Below are 13,707 nucleotides of genomic sequence, written 5' to 3' on the forward strand. Positions count from 1 at the left end.
AGCATGCTCGAAGAGGCGCTTGAGCACCTCGTGAAGGGCATCGTCGACAACCCTGACGATGTGCAGGTCGCCTCGCGCAACCTGCGCCGCGGGCGCGTGCTGGAGGTCCGGGTCCACCCCGACGACCTCGGCAAGGTGATCGGCCGCAACGGTCGTACCGCGCGCGCTCTGCGTACCGTCGTGGGCGCCATCGGCGGTCGCGGTGTCCGCGTCGACCTGGTCGACGTGGACAACGTCCGCTGACGCTTCAAAGCAACCGGCTCGGGCCGGGGAGGGCCACTCGGCCGTCCCCGGCCCGCAGTCGTATGAGCAGGACACGCGCAGGAGATGACAGGAGAATTGGACAGGTGCAGCTGGTAGTCGCACGGGTCGGCCGTGCCCATGGCATCAAGGGCGAGGTCACCGTCGAGGTACGTACCGACGAGCCGGAGCTGAGACTCGCCCCCGGCGCCGTACTCGCCACGGATCCCGCCTCCGCGGGACCGCTGACCATCGAGACGGGCCGCGTCCACAGCGGCCGTCTGCTCCTGCGCTTCGAGGGCGTCACCGACCGCAACGGCGCCGAGGCCCTGCGCAACACCCTGCTGATCGCCGAGGTGGACCCGGAGGAGCTGCCCGAGGGCGAGGACGAGTACTACGACCACCAGCTCATGGACCTCGACGTGGTCACCGAGGACGGCACGGAGGTCGGCCGGATCACCGAGATCTCGCACCTGCCCTCGCAGGACCTGTTCATCGTCGAGCGCCCGGACGGCACCGAGGTCATGATCCCCTTCGTGGAGGAGATCGTCACCGAGATCGACCTGGAGGAGCAGCGGGCCGTCATCACGCCCCCGCCCGGTCTGATCGACGACCGCGCCGAGATCGCGTCGAGCCGCGAGCCGGCGGACGAGCCCGGCGCGCCGGGGGACGAGTCGTAATGCGCCTCGACGTCGTCACGATCTTCCCCGAGTACCTCGACCCCCTGAACGTCTCCCTCGTCGGCAAGGCCCGGCACCGCGGACAGCTCGCGGTACACGTCCACGACCTGCGGGGATGGACGTACGACCGGCACAACACGGTCGACGACACGCCGTACGGCGGCGGCCCCGGCATGGTCATGAAGACCGAGCCCTGGGGCGACGCCCTGGACACCGTCCTCGCCGACGGCTACGAGAGCGGCGCCCACGCGCCCGCGCTGATCGTGCCCACCCCCAGCGGCCGTCCCTTCACCCAGGAACTGGCCGTGGAACTCTCCGAGCGGCCCTGGCTGATCTTCACCCCGGCCCGCTACGAGGGCATCGACCGGCGGGTCTTCGACGAGTACGCCACCCGGATGCCCGTCTACGAGGTCTCCATCGGCGACTACGTGCTGGCCGGCGGTGAGGCGGCCGTCCTCGTCATGACCGAGGCCGTCGCCCGGCTGCTGCCCGGTGTCCTCGGCAACGCCGAGTCCCACCGTGACGACTCCTTCGCCCCCGGCGCCATGGCCAACCTGCTGGAAGGCCCCGTCTACACCAAGCCGCCCGTCTGGCGCGACCGCGACATCCCCGACGTGCTGCTCAGCGGCCACCATGGGAAGATCGCCCGCTGGCGCCGCGACGAGGCTTTGCGGCGCACCACCCTCAACCGGCCCGACCTGATCGAACGCTGCGATCCCAAGGCGTTCGACAAGAAGGACCGCGAGATGCTGTCCATCCTGGGCTGGGAACCGGACCCCGACGGCCACCCGTACGGCCGATTTTGGCGCCGGGCCGGCGGCATGGAAGAATAGGCCGCTGTTGTGCGTCCGCCCGGCGTGCGCCCCTGCCACAGGGGGACACGACGCGCGTCCGGCCCGCACGACGACTTCCTGTACATCCTCCTCCCGTTGATGACCTGTGGCATCAGCGAAGAAAGCAGACGAAATGTCTCACCTGCTCGACACCGTCGACGCCGCGTCGCTGCGCAGCGACATCCCGGCCTTCCGCCCGGGTGACACCGTCAACGTGCACGTCCGCGTCATCGAGGGCAACCGCTCCCGTGTGCAGCAGTTCAAGGGCGTGGTGATCCGTCGCCAGGGCTCCGGTGTCCGCGAGACCTTCACGGTCCGCAAGGTCTCGTTCTCCGTCGGCGTCGAGCGCACCTTCCCGGTGCACACCCCGATCGTCGAGAAGATCGAGCTGGTCACCCGTGGTGACGTGCGCCGCGCCAAGCTGTACTACCTCCGTGAGCTGCGCGGCAAGGCCGCGAAGATCAAGGAGAAGCGCGAGAGCTGAGCGCTTCCCCGGAGTCACAGCGGGGACGGATAACATCTCGCCCCGATGGACACCGAAGCACAGCCGACGGAACGCGACCGCACCTCCCTCCCGGAATCCCCGGGTCCGGAGGAGCGGTCGCGTTCCTCGTTGCCGACGCGGATCGCCGAGTGGCTGCCCGGCGGCCGTGTCACCCTCACCCTCTTCGCCTGCCTGGCGTTCCTGCTCCTGCTGAGCACCTTCGTGGTGCAGCCCTTCCAGATCCCCAGCGGATCCATGGAGCAGGGGCTGCGGATCGGCGACCGCGTCCTCGTCAACAAGCTCGTCTACCGTTTCGGTGCCGGTCCCGGCCGCGGGGACGTGATTGTGTTCGACGGAACCGGGTATTTCGGGGACGGCGACTACATCAAACGCGTCGTCGGGGTGGGCGGCGACCACGTGGTCTGCTGCACCAAGCAGGGGAGGATCGAGGTGAACGGCCGCGCGGTCGACGAGTCGGCGTTCCTCTACCCCGGGGACAGCGCCTCCAGCGTGCCCTTCGACATCGTGGTGCCGCCCGGCACCCTCTTCGTCCTCGGTGACCACCGCAGCGACTCCAGCGACTCCCGCGACCACCTCGGCTCGCCCGGCGGCGGCATGATCCCCGTCGGCGACGTCATCGGCCGGGCCGACTGGATCATCTGGCCGTACCGCCACTGGACCCATCTGACCCGGCCGTCCGCCTACGCGCGCGTGCCCGCCGCGGCGGGTGGCGCCCATGGGTAGCCGCGCCAGACCGCGTGCCGGGTCCGGTGCCCCCGCCGGCCGCCGGCGGCCCGCCGGGGGCCGCGCGTCCGCGTCCGGCGGGACCCGCCGCACCTCGGCGCCCGGCGGCCGCAGCCGCGCCGAACGGCGCAAGCTCCAGCGCAAGGTCAAACGCAAGCGCAGGCGCTCGGCCGTGCGGGAGATCCCCCTTCTGGTGGGGGTCGCGGTCCTCATCGCCCTGGTGCTGAAGACCTTCCTCGTCCAGGCGTTCGTGATCCCGTCCGGCTCCATGGAGCAGACGATCCGGATCGGCGACCGCGTCCTGGTCGACAAGCTCACCCCCTGGTTCGGCGCCGAGCCGCACCGCGGGGACGTCGTGGTCTTCCGGGACCCGGGCGGCTGGCTGGACGGCGAACAGTCCACGACCACGTCCGACCCGGTCGTCCTCAAACAGCTCAAGGAGGGCCTGAGCTTCATCGGGCTGCTCCCGTCCGACAATGAGAAAGACCTGATCAAACGGGTCATCGGGGTCGGCGGCGACCATGTGAAGTGCTGCGACGCCAAGGGCCGCGTCACGGTCAACGGCGTCCCGCTCGACGAGAAGGACTACCTCTACCCGGGCAACGCGCCCTCCGCCACGCCCTTCGACGTCACCGTCCCCAAGGGCCGGCTGTGGGTGATGGGCGACCACCGCGCCTACTCCGCGGACTCCCGCTTCCACCGGGACTCCCCGTTCGGCGGAACGGTCTCGGTGGATTCGGTGGTCGGCCGGGCCATGTGGATCGGCTGGCCGGTCGGCCACTGGACGCGCCTGGAGGAACCTAAAACCTTTGCAAGCGTTGGCCGGGCCGGGGCGGGGACCGCTGCGGCCCAGCCCCCGTCGCATAGGGTTGACCACGAGAATCCGAACGGAATGACCCGGCTCCCGACCCCTGCGGAACTCCCGCTCGTTATGGGAGTGGTGGGCCTGCGCCGTCTGTGGCGCGGGCGGCGGCACGGAGTAAGGAGTTGGCGTGGGGGATGTGGCGGTTGGCGCACGGTCGGGACACGACGGCGAGGAGCACCGCGGAAACCCCGCGGAGGCGAACGGCTCGGACTCGGACGGCGCCATGACCACCGGGAACGACACGACGGCGGGAGACGACGGCATGCCGCGTGACGAACCGGGCGCCGGTGCGGGCGAGTCCGCGCCGCCGCCCAGGCCGCGCTCCTTCTGGAAGGAGCTGCCGATCCTGATCGTCATCGCGCTGGTCCTCGCGCTGCTGATCAAGACGTTCCTGGTGCAGGCGTTCTCGATCCCCTCGGCCTCCATGGAGAACACCCTCCAGGTGGGCGACCGGGTGCTGGTCGACAAGCTGACCCCCTGGTTCGGATCCAAGCCCGAGCGCGGCGAGGTCGTCGTCTTCCACGACCCCGACAACTGGCTGGAGGGCGAGCCCGCGCCGAACCCGAACGCGGTGCAGAAGGTCCTCAGCTGGATCGGGCTGATGCCGTCGGCCAATGAGAAGGACCTGATCAAGCGGGTCATCGGCGTCGGCGGCGACACCATCGAGTGCAAGAACTCGGGCCCGCTGCTGGTCAACGGCAAGGCGCTGAACGAGCCGTACGTCTACCCCGGCAACACGCCGTGCAGCCTGGACGACCAGGGCGGCCAGTTCAAGGTGAAGGTCCCCAAGGGCTTCATCTGGGTGATGGGCGACCACCGCCAGAACTCCCGCGACTCGCGCTACAACCAGAACGACCGCAACCACGGCTTCGTGCCCGTGGACAAGGTCGTCGGCCGCGCCATCGTCAAGGCCTGGCCCATCAACCGCTGGGGCACCCTGCCCGTCCCGGACACCTTCGACCAGCCCGGCCTGAACAACCAGCAGGCATCCTCGGCCGCCTCCCTGACGGTCGCTCCCGAGGGCGTCGCCGTCGCGGCCGTCGCGCCGGTCGTGATCTGGCGGCGCCGGCGTGCGGACCGGCTGCGGTCCGACGCCCTGTCCAAGGCGACGAGCGGACAGCGCTGAACCCGTCGCCGCCCTGGACCCGGCCCCCGTGTGAAGCTCCGGGAAAGCTCTGCCCCGGCTGGTGAAGGAGGGGCTGACCTCGCTCGGTACCGACAGGTAGGGTGCGGGTCCATGGGTGGCGAGAGTACGACGCGTACGGCCCCGCACAGCGGTGGCACCGGGACGGCACCGGTCGGCGGCAGCCGGCTCGGGCAGCGGCTGTCCGGGGTGGCCGTGGCCCTGGGCCTGGTGCTCTTCCTCGGCGGCTTCGGCTGGGCGGCCGTCGCCTATCGGCCCTACACCGTGCCCACCAGCTCCATGACCCCCACCATCGACGCCGGCGACCGCGTGCTCGCCGAGCGCGTGGACGGCGGCGAGGTGCGCCGCGGCGACGTGGTCGTCTTCCGCGACAACAGCTGGGTCACCGGCTCCCTCGTGGTCAAGCGCGTGGTGGCGGTCGGCGGCGACACCGTCTCCTGCTGCACGGACGGCAAGCTGACCGTCAACGGCAAGCAGATCCAGGAGCCGTACCTGCCCAAGGGGAGTCTGGCCGAGAACCAGAACTTCCCGACCGTGACCGTCCCCCGCGGCCGCCTCTTCCTGCTCGGCGACGAACGCCAGGGCTCCCTGGACTCCACCGCCCACCTCACGGACGCCGCCAAGGGCACCGTCGCCGCCGACGCGGTGAAGGCCCGCGTGGACGCCGTCGTGTGGCCCTGGAAGGGCATGCTGGGCCGCCCCACCGGCTTCGAGGCGCTCGGCCCCCTCTCCCAGCCGGGCCCGCTGCGCACCATCGGGCTGCTGATCGTCGCCGGCGCCGTCCTGGTCCTCGGCGGCGGCGCCTACGGCCCGATCGCCAAGCGCGCGGGCCGCTCCAGGGCCCGCGCCACCGGCACGGAGGCGGCCGGTGTCCGCTGAGACCGCGGCCGGGCAGCCCTACGAGGGCGGCCTGCGCAAGGTCGCCCGCGTGGTCCTCCTCGACCCCCACGACCGCATCCTCCTGCTGCACGGCCACGAGCCCGACGACCCCGCCGACGACTGGTGGTTCACCCCCGGCGGCGGCGTGGAGGGCGCCGAGACCCGAGCCGAGGCGGCGCTGCGGGAACTCGCCGAGGAGACCGGCATCACCGAGGTCGAGCTGGGCCCGGTGCTGTGGCGGCGCCGCTGCTCCTTCCCGTTCGCGGGCCGCCGCTGGGACCAGGACGAGTGGTACTACCTGGCCCGCACCACCCAGACCGCGACCGCGGCGACGGGCCTGACCGAACTGGAGCGGCGCAGCGTCGTCGGAGCGCGTTGGTGGACGTGCCGGGAACTGACCCGGGCACATGAGACGGTGTATCCGACCAGACTCGCCGAGCTGCTGCGCACGCTGCTCGACGAGGGTCCCCCGGCCGGCCCCGTGACCCTTGACACCGAAATCGTCTGAGGGCCGGTGGAACTGGCGCACAATGGGGGGATCGCACGGCTGAAGGGGAACATGCCATGAGCGCCGAGGACCTCGAGAAGTACGAGACCGAGATGGAGCTGAAGCTCTACCGGGAGTACCGAGATGTCGTCGGTCTCTTCAAATTCGTGATCGAGACGGAACGGCGCTTCTACCTCACCAACGACTACGAGATGCAGGTGCACTCGGTCCAGGGCGAGGTCTTCTTCGAGGTGTCGATGGCGGACGCCTGGGTCTGGGACATGTACCGGCCGGCCCGCTTCGTCAAGCAGGTGCGCGTGCTCACGTTCAAGGACGTGAACATCGAGGAGCTGAACAAGAGCGACCTGGAACTCCCGGGCGGCTGATGACCTGCGGCTTCTCCTCCCGTCACCCGTCGGGGTGAGGGAGTTTTCCACAACCGCCCGGTGGTCCACCAAGATCCACTCGCCGGGCCGGGATGCGTGACCGTTGGCGCCGGAGGTGGTGCCGACATGAACGCACGCGAAGCGATCGGCAGGTACGGAGAGAACCTGGCCGCCCGCCGGCTGACCGAGGCCGGGATGACGGTCCTGGCGCGCAACTGGCGCGCCGGCCGCAGGGGCGAGATCGACATCGTGGCACGGGACGGCGAGGTCCTGGTCGTCTGCGAGGTCAAGACCCGCGCGGGCGGCCGCTACGAACATCCCATGGCCGCGGTGACCCCCGAGAAGGCCGCCAGACTGCGCGACCTCGCCGAACGCTGGATCCACGCCCACGGCGGGGCCCCACCGGGAGGCGTCCGCATCGACCTGGTCGGCGTCCTCGTCCCCGGCCGCGGCGCACCCCTGGTCGAGCACGCCCGGGGGGTGGCCTGAATGGCGTTCGCCCGTACCTGCTCCGTCGCCCTGGTCGGCGTCGAGGGCGTGGTCGTGGAGGTCCAGGCCGACCTCGAACCGGGCGTGGCCGCGTTCACCCTGGTCGGCCTGCCCGACAAGAGCCTGACCGAGAGCCGGGACCGGGTCAGGGCGGCGGTGGTGAACTCGGGCGCCGAGTGGCCGCAGAAGAAACTCACCGTCGGCCTCAGCCCCGCCTCGGTGCCGAAGGCCGGCTCCGGTTTCGACCTGGCGGTGGCCTGCGCGGTGCTCGGGGCCGCCGAGCGGATCGACCCCCGGGTCCTCGCCGACATCGTCATGATCGGCGAGCTGGGCCTGGACGGCCGGGTGCGCCCGGTGCGCGGCATCCTGCCCGCCGTGCTGGCCGCCGCCGACGCCGGGTACGAGCAGGTGGTCGTGCCGGAGTGCGCCGCCGCGGAGGCCGTGCTGGTCCCCGGGGTGTCGGTGCTCGGCGTGCGCAGCCTGCGCCAACTCATCGCGGTGCTCGCCGAGGAACCCGTCCCCGAGGAGCCCGACGAGCCGGGCCGTCCCGACCCGCTGCTGGCCGGGCTGCGGGTACCGGGCACCGGCGCCGCCACCGGCATGCACAGCCTCGGCGCCGCCCAGCACGAAGGCGAGCACGACCTGGCCGACGTGGTCGGCCAGACCTCGGCCCGCACGGCCGTGGAGGTCGCCGCCGCGGGCGGGCACCACCTGTTCCTGGAGGGGCCGCCGGGCGCGGGCAAGACGATGCTCGCCGAACGGCTGCCCGCCGTCCTGCCGGGGCTCACCCGGGAGGAGTCCCTGGAGGTCACGGCGGTGCACTCGGTGGCCGGGCTGCTGCCACCGGGCAAACCGCTCATCGACGTCGCCCCCTACTGCGCCCCGCACCACTCGGCGACGATGCAGTCACTCGTGGGCGGCGGCCCCGGCGTCGCCCGCCCGGGCGCGGTCTCCCTCGCCCATCGTGGCGTTCTCTTCCTGGACGAGGCACCCGAGTTCCGCAGCCAGACCCTGGACGCGCTGCGGCAGCCGCTGGAGTCCGGGCACGTGGTGATCGCGCGCAGCGCGGGCGTGGTCCGCTTTCCGGCGCGCTTCCTGATGGTGCTGGCCGCCAATCCCTGCCCCTGCGGCCGTTTCTCGCAGCGCGACGCCCTGTGCGAGTGCCCGCCCTCGGCGATCCGCCGCTACCAGGCCCGGCTCTCCGGACCGCTGCTCGACCGGGTGGACCTGCGCGTCGAGGTCGATCCGGTCACCCGGGCCCAGCTGACCGCGCCGGGCGCCCGCGGCGAGTCCACGGCGACCGTCGCCGACCGGGTGCGGCAGGCCCGGGAGCGGGCCGCCGCCCGCCTCGCCGGCACGCCCTGGCGCACCAACGGCGAGGTGCCCGGCAGGGAGCTGCGCGGACGCTTCCAGGCCGCCGCCGGCGCGATGGACGAGGCGGAGCGCAGCCTGGAGCGGGGCGTGCTCACCGCCCGCGGCATCGACCGGGTGCTGCGCGTCGCCTGGACGGTGGCCGACCTCGTCGGACACGACCGCCCGGACGCGGCGGACGTCGCCCTCGCCCTGCATCTGCGCACCGGCGTCCCCCGAGGGGTCCCGATGGCCATCGGGGCACTGACATGAACGGCGCCGACCAGGCCCGGGCCCGGGAGCCGGACGAGGACAGGCTCGGGAGGGTGTTCCTCGCGCGGGTGATCGAGCCGGGGGACGAGGCCGGCGGGCGGTGGGTACGCGAGCTGGGGGTGGGGGAGGTGGTGCGGCGGCTCAGGGAAGGCGGCGCGGCGCTCCCGGGCGTCGGCGCGGTGCGGTGGGCCGGGCTGGTGGCGCGGGCCGGCCGGGCCGAGCCGGAGCGCGATCTCGCGGCGGCCCGGGCGGCGGGCGCGCGCTTCGTGGCGCCGGGAGACCCGGAGTGGCCCGGGCAACTGGACGACCTCGCCGACGCCCGGCCCCTCGGGCTCTGGGTCCGCGGCCGGCCCAGCCTGCGCATATGGGCGCTGCGATCGGTCGCCGTGGTCGGCGCCCGGGCCTGCACCGCGTACGGCACGCATGTCGCCGCCACCCTCGCCGCCGGTCTCGCCGAACGCGGCTGGGTCGTCGTCTCCGGCGGTGCCTACGGCATCGACGCCGCCGCCCACCGCGGCGCCCTCGCATCAGGCGGTGCCACCATCGCCGTCCTGGCCAGCGGCGTCGACCGGCCCTACCCCCGCGGCCACACCGCCCTGATCGAGCGGATCGCGGCGCAGGGCCTGGTCGTCGGCGAGCTGCCCCCGGGCGACCATCCGACCCCCAGCCGGTTCATCCTGCGCAACCGGGTGATCGCCGCCCTGACCAGGGGCACCGTCGTGGTGGAGGCCGCCTGCCGCAGCGGCTCCCTGGCCACCGCGCGCGCCGCCCAGCGCCTGGGCCGCCACACCATGGGCGTCCCGGGCCCGGTCACCAGCGCACTCTCCGCCGGGGTGCACGAACTGCTGCGTGGCGAGGCCGCCCTGGTCACCGACGCCGCCGAGGTGACCGAGCTCGTGGGCGACATGGGTGACCTGGCCCCGCCGCGCACCGGCCCGGTGCTGCCCCGCGACCTGCTGGCACCGGCCACCCGGACCGTCCTCGCCGCCCTGCCCGGGGACCGCGCGGCCCCCGCCGGGGAGATCGCCCTGGGCGCCGGCACCACGCCGGACGAGGCGATCGCCAGACTGTACGAACTCCGAGCACTTGGATACGTCGAACGACACGGCGATGGCTGGAAGTTGACACGCCAGGCGATGATCTCGGCCCGCGCGGGTCGCCCCCCATGCTGACCGAGCGTGTTCGGCCGTCCGGGGGAACACCCGACACCCTTGGGCTTTCCCGGAGTTGATGCCCGTCGGCCATCACACAGAGCGAGCTGCGGAGCGTGGTGGCGAGGTGATCGCCGGGACCGCGCGCAGGGGTGGTGCCTCGCCGTTCGCACACCGCGACTCCCCAGTCACGCTACGCTCACGAAAACGCCTCCACAGACCGCACCAACTCGACATCAGACCGACAGCTCACCCAGCCGGCCCCTCCGGGTCACGACCCCCCACCCACGCACAGTCACGGCACTTCACGGCACTTCACGGCAGAACGGCACAAGGCGACGAATGCCCCAGCACACCTCCGGGTCCGACCGGGCGGCGATCCCCCCAGCCGCCCGCGACGGTGGCAGCGTGCGGCCGCCCGCTCCCTCGACGCTCGACGAGCTGTGGCGGTCGTACAAGGCGACGGGGGACGACCGGCTGCGGGAGCAGCTGATCCTGCACTACTCGCCGCTCGTGAAATACGTGGCGGGCCGGGTGAGCGTCGGCCTGCCGCCCAACGTCGAGCAGGCGGACTTCGTCTCCTCCGGGGTGTTCGGGCTGATCGACGCGATCGAGAAGTTCGACATCGACCGGGAGATCAAGTTCGAGACGTACGCGATCACCCGGATCCGCGGCGCCATGATCGACGAGCTGCGGGCGCTGGACTGGATCCCGCGCTCGGTGCGGCAGAAGGCGCGCAACGTGGAGCGCGCCTACGCCACCCTGGAGGCCCGGCTGCGGCGCACCCCCACGGAGAGCGAGGTGGCCGCCGAGCTGGGCATGGAGATCGACGAACTGCACGCCGTCTTCAGTCAGTTGTCGCTCGCCAACGTCGTCGCCCTGGAGGAGTTGCTGCACGTCGGCGCCGAGGGCGGGGACCGGCTCAGCCTCATGGACACGCTGGAGGACACCGCCGCGGACAACCCCGTGGAGGTGGCCGAGGACCGGGAGCTGCGGCGGTTCCTCGCGCGCGCCATCAACACGCTGCCCGAGCGGGAGAAGACCGTCGTCACGCTCTACTACTACGAGGGCCTCACCCTCGCCGAGATCGGCAATGTGCTCGGCGTCACCGAGAGCCGGGTCAGCCAGATCCACACCAAGTCGGTGCTCCAGTTGCGGGCCAAGCTGGCCGGCTTCGGGCGCTGACCGGGTCCCGTCCGTGCGGGGCGTCCTAAAGTGGTCGACGTGCCAAGGATTCGAGCGGCCTCCGTGGCCGAGCACCGGTCGATGCAGCGAGCCGCCCTGCTGGACGCGGCTCGTTCCCTGTTGTCCGAGGGCGGGACGGAGGCGCTGACCTTCCCCGCGCTGGCCGAGCGGACGGGGCTCGCGCGTTCCTCCGTGTACGAGTACTTCCGGTCCCGGGCCGCCGTGGTCGAGGAGCTGTGCGAGGCCGACTTCCCGCTGTGGGCGGCGGAGGTGGCCGCGGCCATGGAGCTGGCCGGGACGCCCGAGGGCAAGGTCGAGGCGTACGTCCGCCGGCAGCTGGCCCTGGTCGGGGACCGGCGGCACCGGGCGGTCGTGGCGATCTCCGCGAGCGAGCTGGACGCCGGGGCGCGGGAGAAGATCCGGGCGGCGCACGGGGAACTCGTCGCGATGATCGTCGAGGCGCTGGGGGAGCTGGGCCACGCGCAGCCGCGGCTGGCGGCGATGCTGGTGCAGGGCGTCGTGGACGCGGCGGTACGGCGCATCGAGCTGGGCGCGGCCGAGGACGCGGCGGCCGTGACGGACGCGGCGGTGGCGATGGTGCTCCGGGGCGTACGCGGCTGAGGCCGCCCCGGGTCAGGCGGTGAGGACCGGCAGCAGTCTCGACGGCCCCCGCCCCAGCAGCCACGGCGGAAGCAGCGACAAGGGGTTCAGATAGGTCCCGCCCCTGAGCAGACCCCAGTGGACGCAGGCCGGCGCGCCGCAGTGCGACCCCGTCGCCTCCACCGTCCCGATCACCTCGCCCGCCGCCACCTCGTCCCCCGCGCGCACCGACGGGGCCACCGGCTCGTACGTGGTGCGCAGGTCCGTCCCCGCCAGTTCCACCGCCACCACCCCCCGTCCGGCCACCCGCCCCGCGAAGGACACCCGGCCGGGTGCCACCGAGCGCACCGGGGAGCCGGCGCCGGCCGCGAGATCCACGCCCCGGTGGCCGGGGCCGTACGGCGTCGCAGGGGGCTGCCAGCCGCGCAGGACCAGGGGGCGCGACCCCACCGGCCACAGGCGCGCGACCGCGGGCACGTCCGCCGGCGGGGCCGGGACGGCCGGGGGCTGCGCCCGGGCCGAAGGGGCCGGGGCGAGCAGTACGGACACCATGATCAGGGCGGGCCACAACGCCACGCGGGCCAGAACTCGTCGCATGCCCCCACCGTGGCGCACCCCCGCCGCCCGGGGCCGTCGCCTGTGTGCTACTCGCGGGTTGTGGACAGTGGCGTCACCCGGTGGTCCGGCGGTCCCGTACACTTCTTCTGGCGATCCGGGTCACCGGGTCGACTTCGCACGCCCCGGTACGGCATCCGGAAACGGTTCGTACCAAGCGCCTCTCGGTCCTTCGCGGCACGGCGCGCACGGGCGTCAGGCGCGACCGCCGTCCGGCGGACGCGGCACAACCGAGAAACTCAAGGAGATACGGCCATGGCCGTCGTCACGATGCGGGAGCTGCTGGAGAGCGGCGTCCACTTCGGTCACCAGACCCGTCGCTGGAACCCGAAGATGAAGCGCTTCATCTTCACCGAGCGCAACGGCATCTACATCATCGACCTGCTCCAGTCGCTGTCGTACATCGACCGCGCCTACGAGTTCGTCAAGGAGACCGTCGCCCACGGCGGCACGGTCATGTTCGTCGGCACGAAGAAGCAGGCGCAGGAGGCCATCGCCGAGCAGGCCACCCGCGTCGGCATGCCCTACGTCAACCAGCGCTGGCTGGGCGGCATGCTCACCAACTTCTCGACCGTCTACAAGCGTCTGCAGCGCCTCAAGGAGCTGGAGCAGATCGACTTCGAGGACGTCGCGGCCTCCGGTCTGACCAAGAAGGAGCTGCTGGTCCTCTCCCGCGAGAAGGCCAAGCTGGAGAAGACCCTCGGCGGTATCCGCGAGATGCAGAAGGTGCCGAGCGCCGTCTGGATCGTGGACACCAAGAAGGAGCACATCGCCGTCGGCGAGGCCCGGAAGCTGAACATCCCGGTCGTCGCGATCCTCGACACCAACTGCGACCCCGACGAGGTCGACTACAAGATCCCGGGCAACGACGACGCGATCCGCTCCGTCACCCTGCTCACCCGTGTGATCGCCGACGCCGTCGCCGAGGGCCTCATCGCCCGCTCCGGCGTGGCCGCCGGTGACAAGGGCGAGAAGGCCGCGGGCGAGCCGCTCGCCGAGTGGGAGCGCGACCTGCTCGAGGGTGAGAAGAAGGACGAGGCCCCCGCCGCCGAGGCCCCCGCCGCCGAGGCCCCCGCTGCCGAGGCCCCCGCCGCCGAGGCGCCGGCCGCCGAGGCCGCTCCGGCCGAGGGCGAGAAGGCCGGCGAGGCCGAGCAGGCCTGACCTGCCGCGTCAGCGTTCGACAGTGGGGGCGGTGCCATCAAGTCCGCCCCCGCTGTTCACCCGTAGGTCGATACGACGTACGCGGTCCGCGGGCACATGTGGAACGCACTCCGTACCGACCTGAAGATCTCCCAGACTTCG

General features: G+C 72.3%; 17 protein-coding genes. 16 read left to right on the plus strand and 1 reads right to left on the minus strand.

What is annotated here, in order from left to right:
- The first annotated feature begins 3 nt into the window (after window positions 1-3).
- From BLW85_RS27450 to BLW85_RS27520, 15 genes are all read left to right on the plus strand, one after another.
- Window positions 4-243 carry an RNA-binding protein gene (locus BLW85_RS27450; RefSeq protein ID WP_029385578.1) on the plus strand — a complete coding sequence of 80 codons (240 nt, stop codon included), beginning with the start codon at window positions 4-6 and terminating at the stop codon, window positions 241-243.
- A 104-nt stretch (window positions 244-347) separates the two neighbouring features.
- The gene (gene rimM / locus BLW85_RS27455) at window positions 348-920 is read left to right on the plus strand and encodes a ribosome maturation factor RimM (RefSeq protein WP_070022291.1); all 573 of its coding nucleotides are present in this window, start codon (window positions 348-350) and stop codon (window positions 918-920) included.
- Window positions 920-1,753 carry a tRNA (guanosine(37)-N1)-methyltransferase TrmD gene (trmD, locus tag BLW85_RS27460; RefSeq protein WP_070022290.1) on the plus strand — a complete coding sequence of 278 codons (834 nt, stop codon included), beginning with the start codon at window positions 920-922 and terminating at the stop codon, window positions 1,751-1,753. The genes rimM and trmD overlap by 1 nt, the downstream gene beginning before the upstream one ends.
- A gap of 133 nt (window positions 1,754-1,886) precedes the next feature.
- Window positions 1,887-2,237 (plus strand): 50S ribosomal protein L19, encoded by a 351-nt coding sequence (gene rplS, locus BLW85_RS27465; protein WP_070022289.1) that lies wholly within the window; start codon window positions 1,887-1,889, stop codon window positions 2,235-2,237.
- Between the two features lie 45 nt (window positions 2,238-2,282).
- Complete coding sequence (gene lepB / locus BLW85_RS27470; protein WP_074993495.1) at window positions 2,283-2,981, plus strand: signal peptidase I; 699 nt, start codon at window positions 2,283-2,285, stop codon at window positions 2,979-2,981.
- Window positions 2,974-4,119 (plus strand): signal peptidase I, encoded by a 1,146-nt coding sequence (gene lepB / locus BLW85_RS27475; RefSeq protein ID WP_074993497.1) that lies wholly within the window; start codon window positions 2,974-2,976, stop codon window positions 4,117-4,119. The genes lepB (BLW85_RS27470) and lepB (BLW85_RS27475) overlap by 8 nt, the downstream gene beginning before the upstream one ends.
- Window positions 4,109-4,972 carry a signal peptidase I gene (lepB, locus tag BLW85_RS27480; protein WP_239697703.1) on the plus strand — a complete coding sequence of 288 codons (864 nt, stop codon included), beginning with the start codon at window positions 4,109-4,111 and terminating at the stop codon, window positions 4,970-4,972. Before lepB (BLW85_RS27475) ends, lepB (BLW85_RS27480) begins: the two co-directional genes overlap by 11 nt.
- 111 nt (window positions 4,973-5,083) lie before the next feature.
- Window positions 5,084-5,869: a signal peptidase I gene (lepB, locus tag BLW85_RS27485; protein ID WP_070022285.1), complete on the plus strand. Its 786-nt coding sequence runs from the start codon at window positions 5,084-5,086 to the stop codon at window positions 5,867-5,869.
- Window positions 5,859-6,377, plus strand: coding sequence for an NUDIX hydrolase (locus BLW85_RS27490; RefSeq protein ID WP_070022284.1), 519 nt, complete (start codon window positions 5,859-5,861; stop codon window positions 6,375-6,377). The genes lepB (BLW85_RS27485) and BLW85_RS27490 overlap by 11 nt, the downstream gene beginning before the upstream one ends.
- A 56-nt stretch (window positions 6,378-6,433) precedes the next feature.
- Window positions 6,434-6,742 (plus strand): DUF2469 domain-containing protein, encoded by a 309-nt coding sequence (locus BLW85_RS27495; RefSeq protein ID WP_043444228.1) that lies wholly within the window; start codon window positions 6,434-6,436, stop codon window positions 6,740-6,742.
- Window positions 6,743-6,868: 126 nt separating this feature from the next.
- Window positions 6,869-7,231 carry a YraN family protein gene (locus BLW85_RS27500; RefSeq protein ID WP_070022283.1) on the plus strand — a complete coding sequence of 121 codons (363 nt, stop codon included), beginning with the start codon at window positions 6,869-6,871 and terminating at the stop codon, window positions 7,229-7,231.
- On the plus strand, window positions 7,232-8,854 hold the full coding sequence (locus BLW85_RS27505) for a YifB family Mg chelatase-like AAA ATPase (RefSeq protein ID WP_074993502.1): 1,623 nt from the start codon (window positions 7,232-7,234) through the stop codon (window positions 8,852-8,854). It abuts the gene before it with no gap.
- Entirely contained in the window at window positions 8,851-10,026 is a 1,176-nt protein-coding gene (dprA, locus tag BLW85_RS27510; protein WP_074993505.1) for a DNA-processing protein DprA, read from the plus strand. The genes BLW85_RS27505 and dprA overlap by 4 nt, the downstream gene beginning before the upstream one ends.
- Window positions 10,027-10,347: 321 nt before the next feature.
- Window positions 10,348-11,190: an RNA polymerase sigma factor WhiG gene (gene whiG / locus BLW85_RS27515; RefSeq protein WP_070022280.1), complete on the plus strand. Its 843-nt coding sequence runs from the start codon at window positions 10,348-10,350 to the stop codon at window positions 11,188-11,190.
- Between the two features lie 63 nt (window positions 11,191-11,253).
- Window positions 11,254-11,811 carry a TetR/AcrR family transcriptional regulator gene (locus BLW85_RS27520; protein ID WP_070022279.1) on the plus strand — a complete coding sequence of 186 codons (558 nt, stop codon included), beginning with the start codon at window positions 11,254-11,256 and terminating at the stop codon, window positions 11,809-11,811.
- Window positions 11,812-11,823: 12 nt separating this feature from the next.
- Here the strand turns inward: BLW85_RS27520 and BLW85_RS27525 are convergent, their stop codons facing one another.
- Window positions 11,824-12,387: a murein hydrolase activator EnvC family protein gene (locus tag BLW85_RS27525; RefSeq protein ID WP_074993507.1), complete on the minus strand. Its 564-nt coding sequence runs from the start codon at window positions 12,385-12,387 to the stop codon at window positions 11,824-11,826.
- 273 nt (window positions 12,388-12,660) lie between these two features.
- On the opposite strand from BLW85_RS27525, the gene rpsB reads away from it, so the two are divergent.
- Window positions 12,661-13,566, plus strand: coding sequence for a 30S ribosomal protein S2 (gene rpsB, locus BLW85_RS27530; RefSeq protein ID WP_074993510.1), 906 nt, complete (start codon window positions 12,661-12,663; stop codon window positions 13,564-13,566).
- The last annotated feature ends 141 nt before the right edge of the window (window positions 13,567-13,707 follow it).

The organism is Streptomyces misionensis (assembly GCF_900104815.1).
Taxonomy (GTDB): Bacteria; Actinomycetota; Actinomycetes; order Streptomycetales; family Streptomycetaceae; genus Streptomyces; species Streptomyces misionensis.

Coding starts and splice junctions, on each gene's coding strand:
- BLW85_RS27450 (WP_029385578.1), top strand. CDS start 4: ATGCTCGAAGAGGCGCTTGAGCACCTCGTGAAGGGCATCGTCGACAAC.
- trmD (WP_070022290.1), top strand. CDS start 920: ATGCGCCTCGACGTCGTCACGATCTTCCCCGAGTACCTCGACCCCCTG.
- rplS (WP_070022289.1), top strand. CDS start 1,887: ATGTCTCACCTGCTCGACACCGTCGACGCCGCGTCGCTGCGCAGCGAC.
- lepB (WP_074993495.1), top strand. CDS start 2,283: ATGGACACCGAAGCACAGCCGACGGAACGCGACCGCACCTCCCTCCCG.
- lepB (WP_074993497.1), top strand. CDS start 2,974: ATGGGTAGCCGCGCCAGACCGCGTGCCGGGTCCGGTGCCCCCGCCGGC.
- lepB (WP_239697703.1), top strand. CDS start 4,109: ATGCCGCGTGACGAACCGGGCGCCGGTGCGGGCGAGTCCGCGCCGCCG.
- lepB (WP_070022285.1), top strand. CDS start 5,084: ATGGGTGGCGAGAGTACGACGCGTACGGCCCCGCACAGCGGTGGCACC.
- BLW85_RS27495 (WP_043444228.1), top strand. CDS start 6,434: ATGAGCGCCGAGGACCTCGAGAAGTACGAGACCGAGATGGAGCTGAAG.
- BLW85_RS27500 (WP_070022283.1), top strand. CDS start 6,869: ATGAACGCACGCGAAGCGATCGGCAGGTACGGAGAGAACCTGGCCGCC.
- BLW85_RS27505 (WP_074993502.1), top strand. CDS start 7,232: ATGGCGTTCGCCCGTACCTGCTCCGTCGCCCTGGTCGGCGTCGAGGGC.
- dprA (WP_074993505.1), top strand. CDS start 8,851: ATGAACGGCGCCGACCAGGCCCGGGCCCGGGAGCCGGACGAGGACAGG.
- whiG (WP_070022280.1), top strand. CDS start 10,348: ATGCCCCAGCACACCTCCGGGTCCGACCGGGCGGCGATCCCCCCAGCC.
- BLW85_RS27525 (WP_074993507.1), bottom strand. CDS start 12,387: ATGCGACGAGTTCTGGCCCGCGTGGCGTTGTGGCCCGCCCTGATCATG.
- rpsB (WP_074993510.1), top strand. CDS start 12,661: ATGGCCGTCGTCACGATGCGGGAGCTGCTGGAGAGCGGCGTCCACTTC.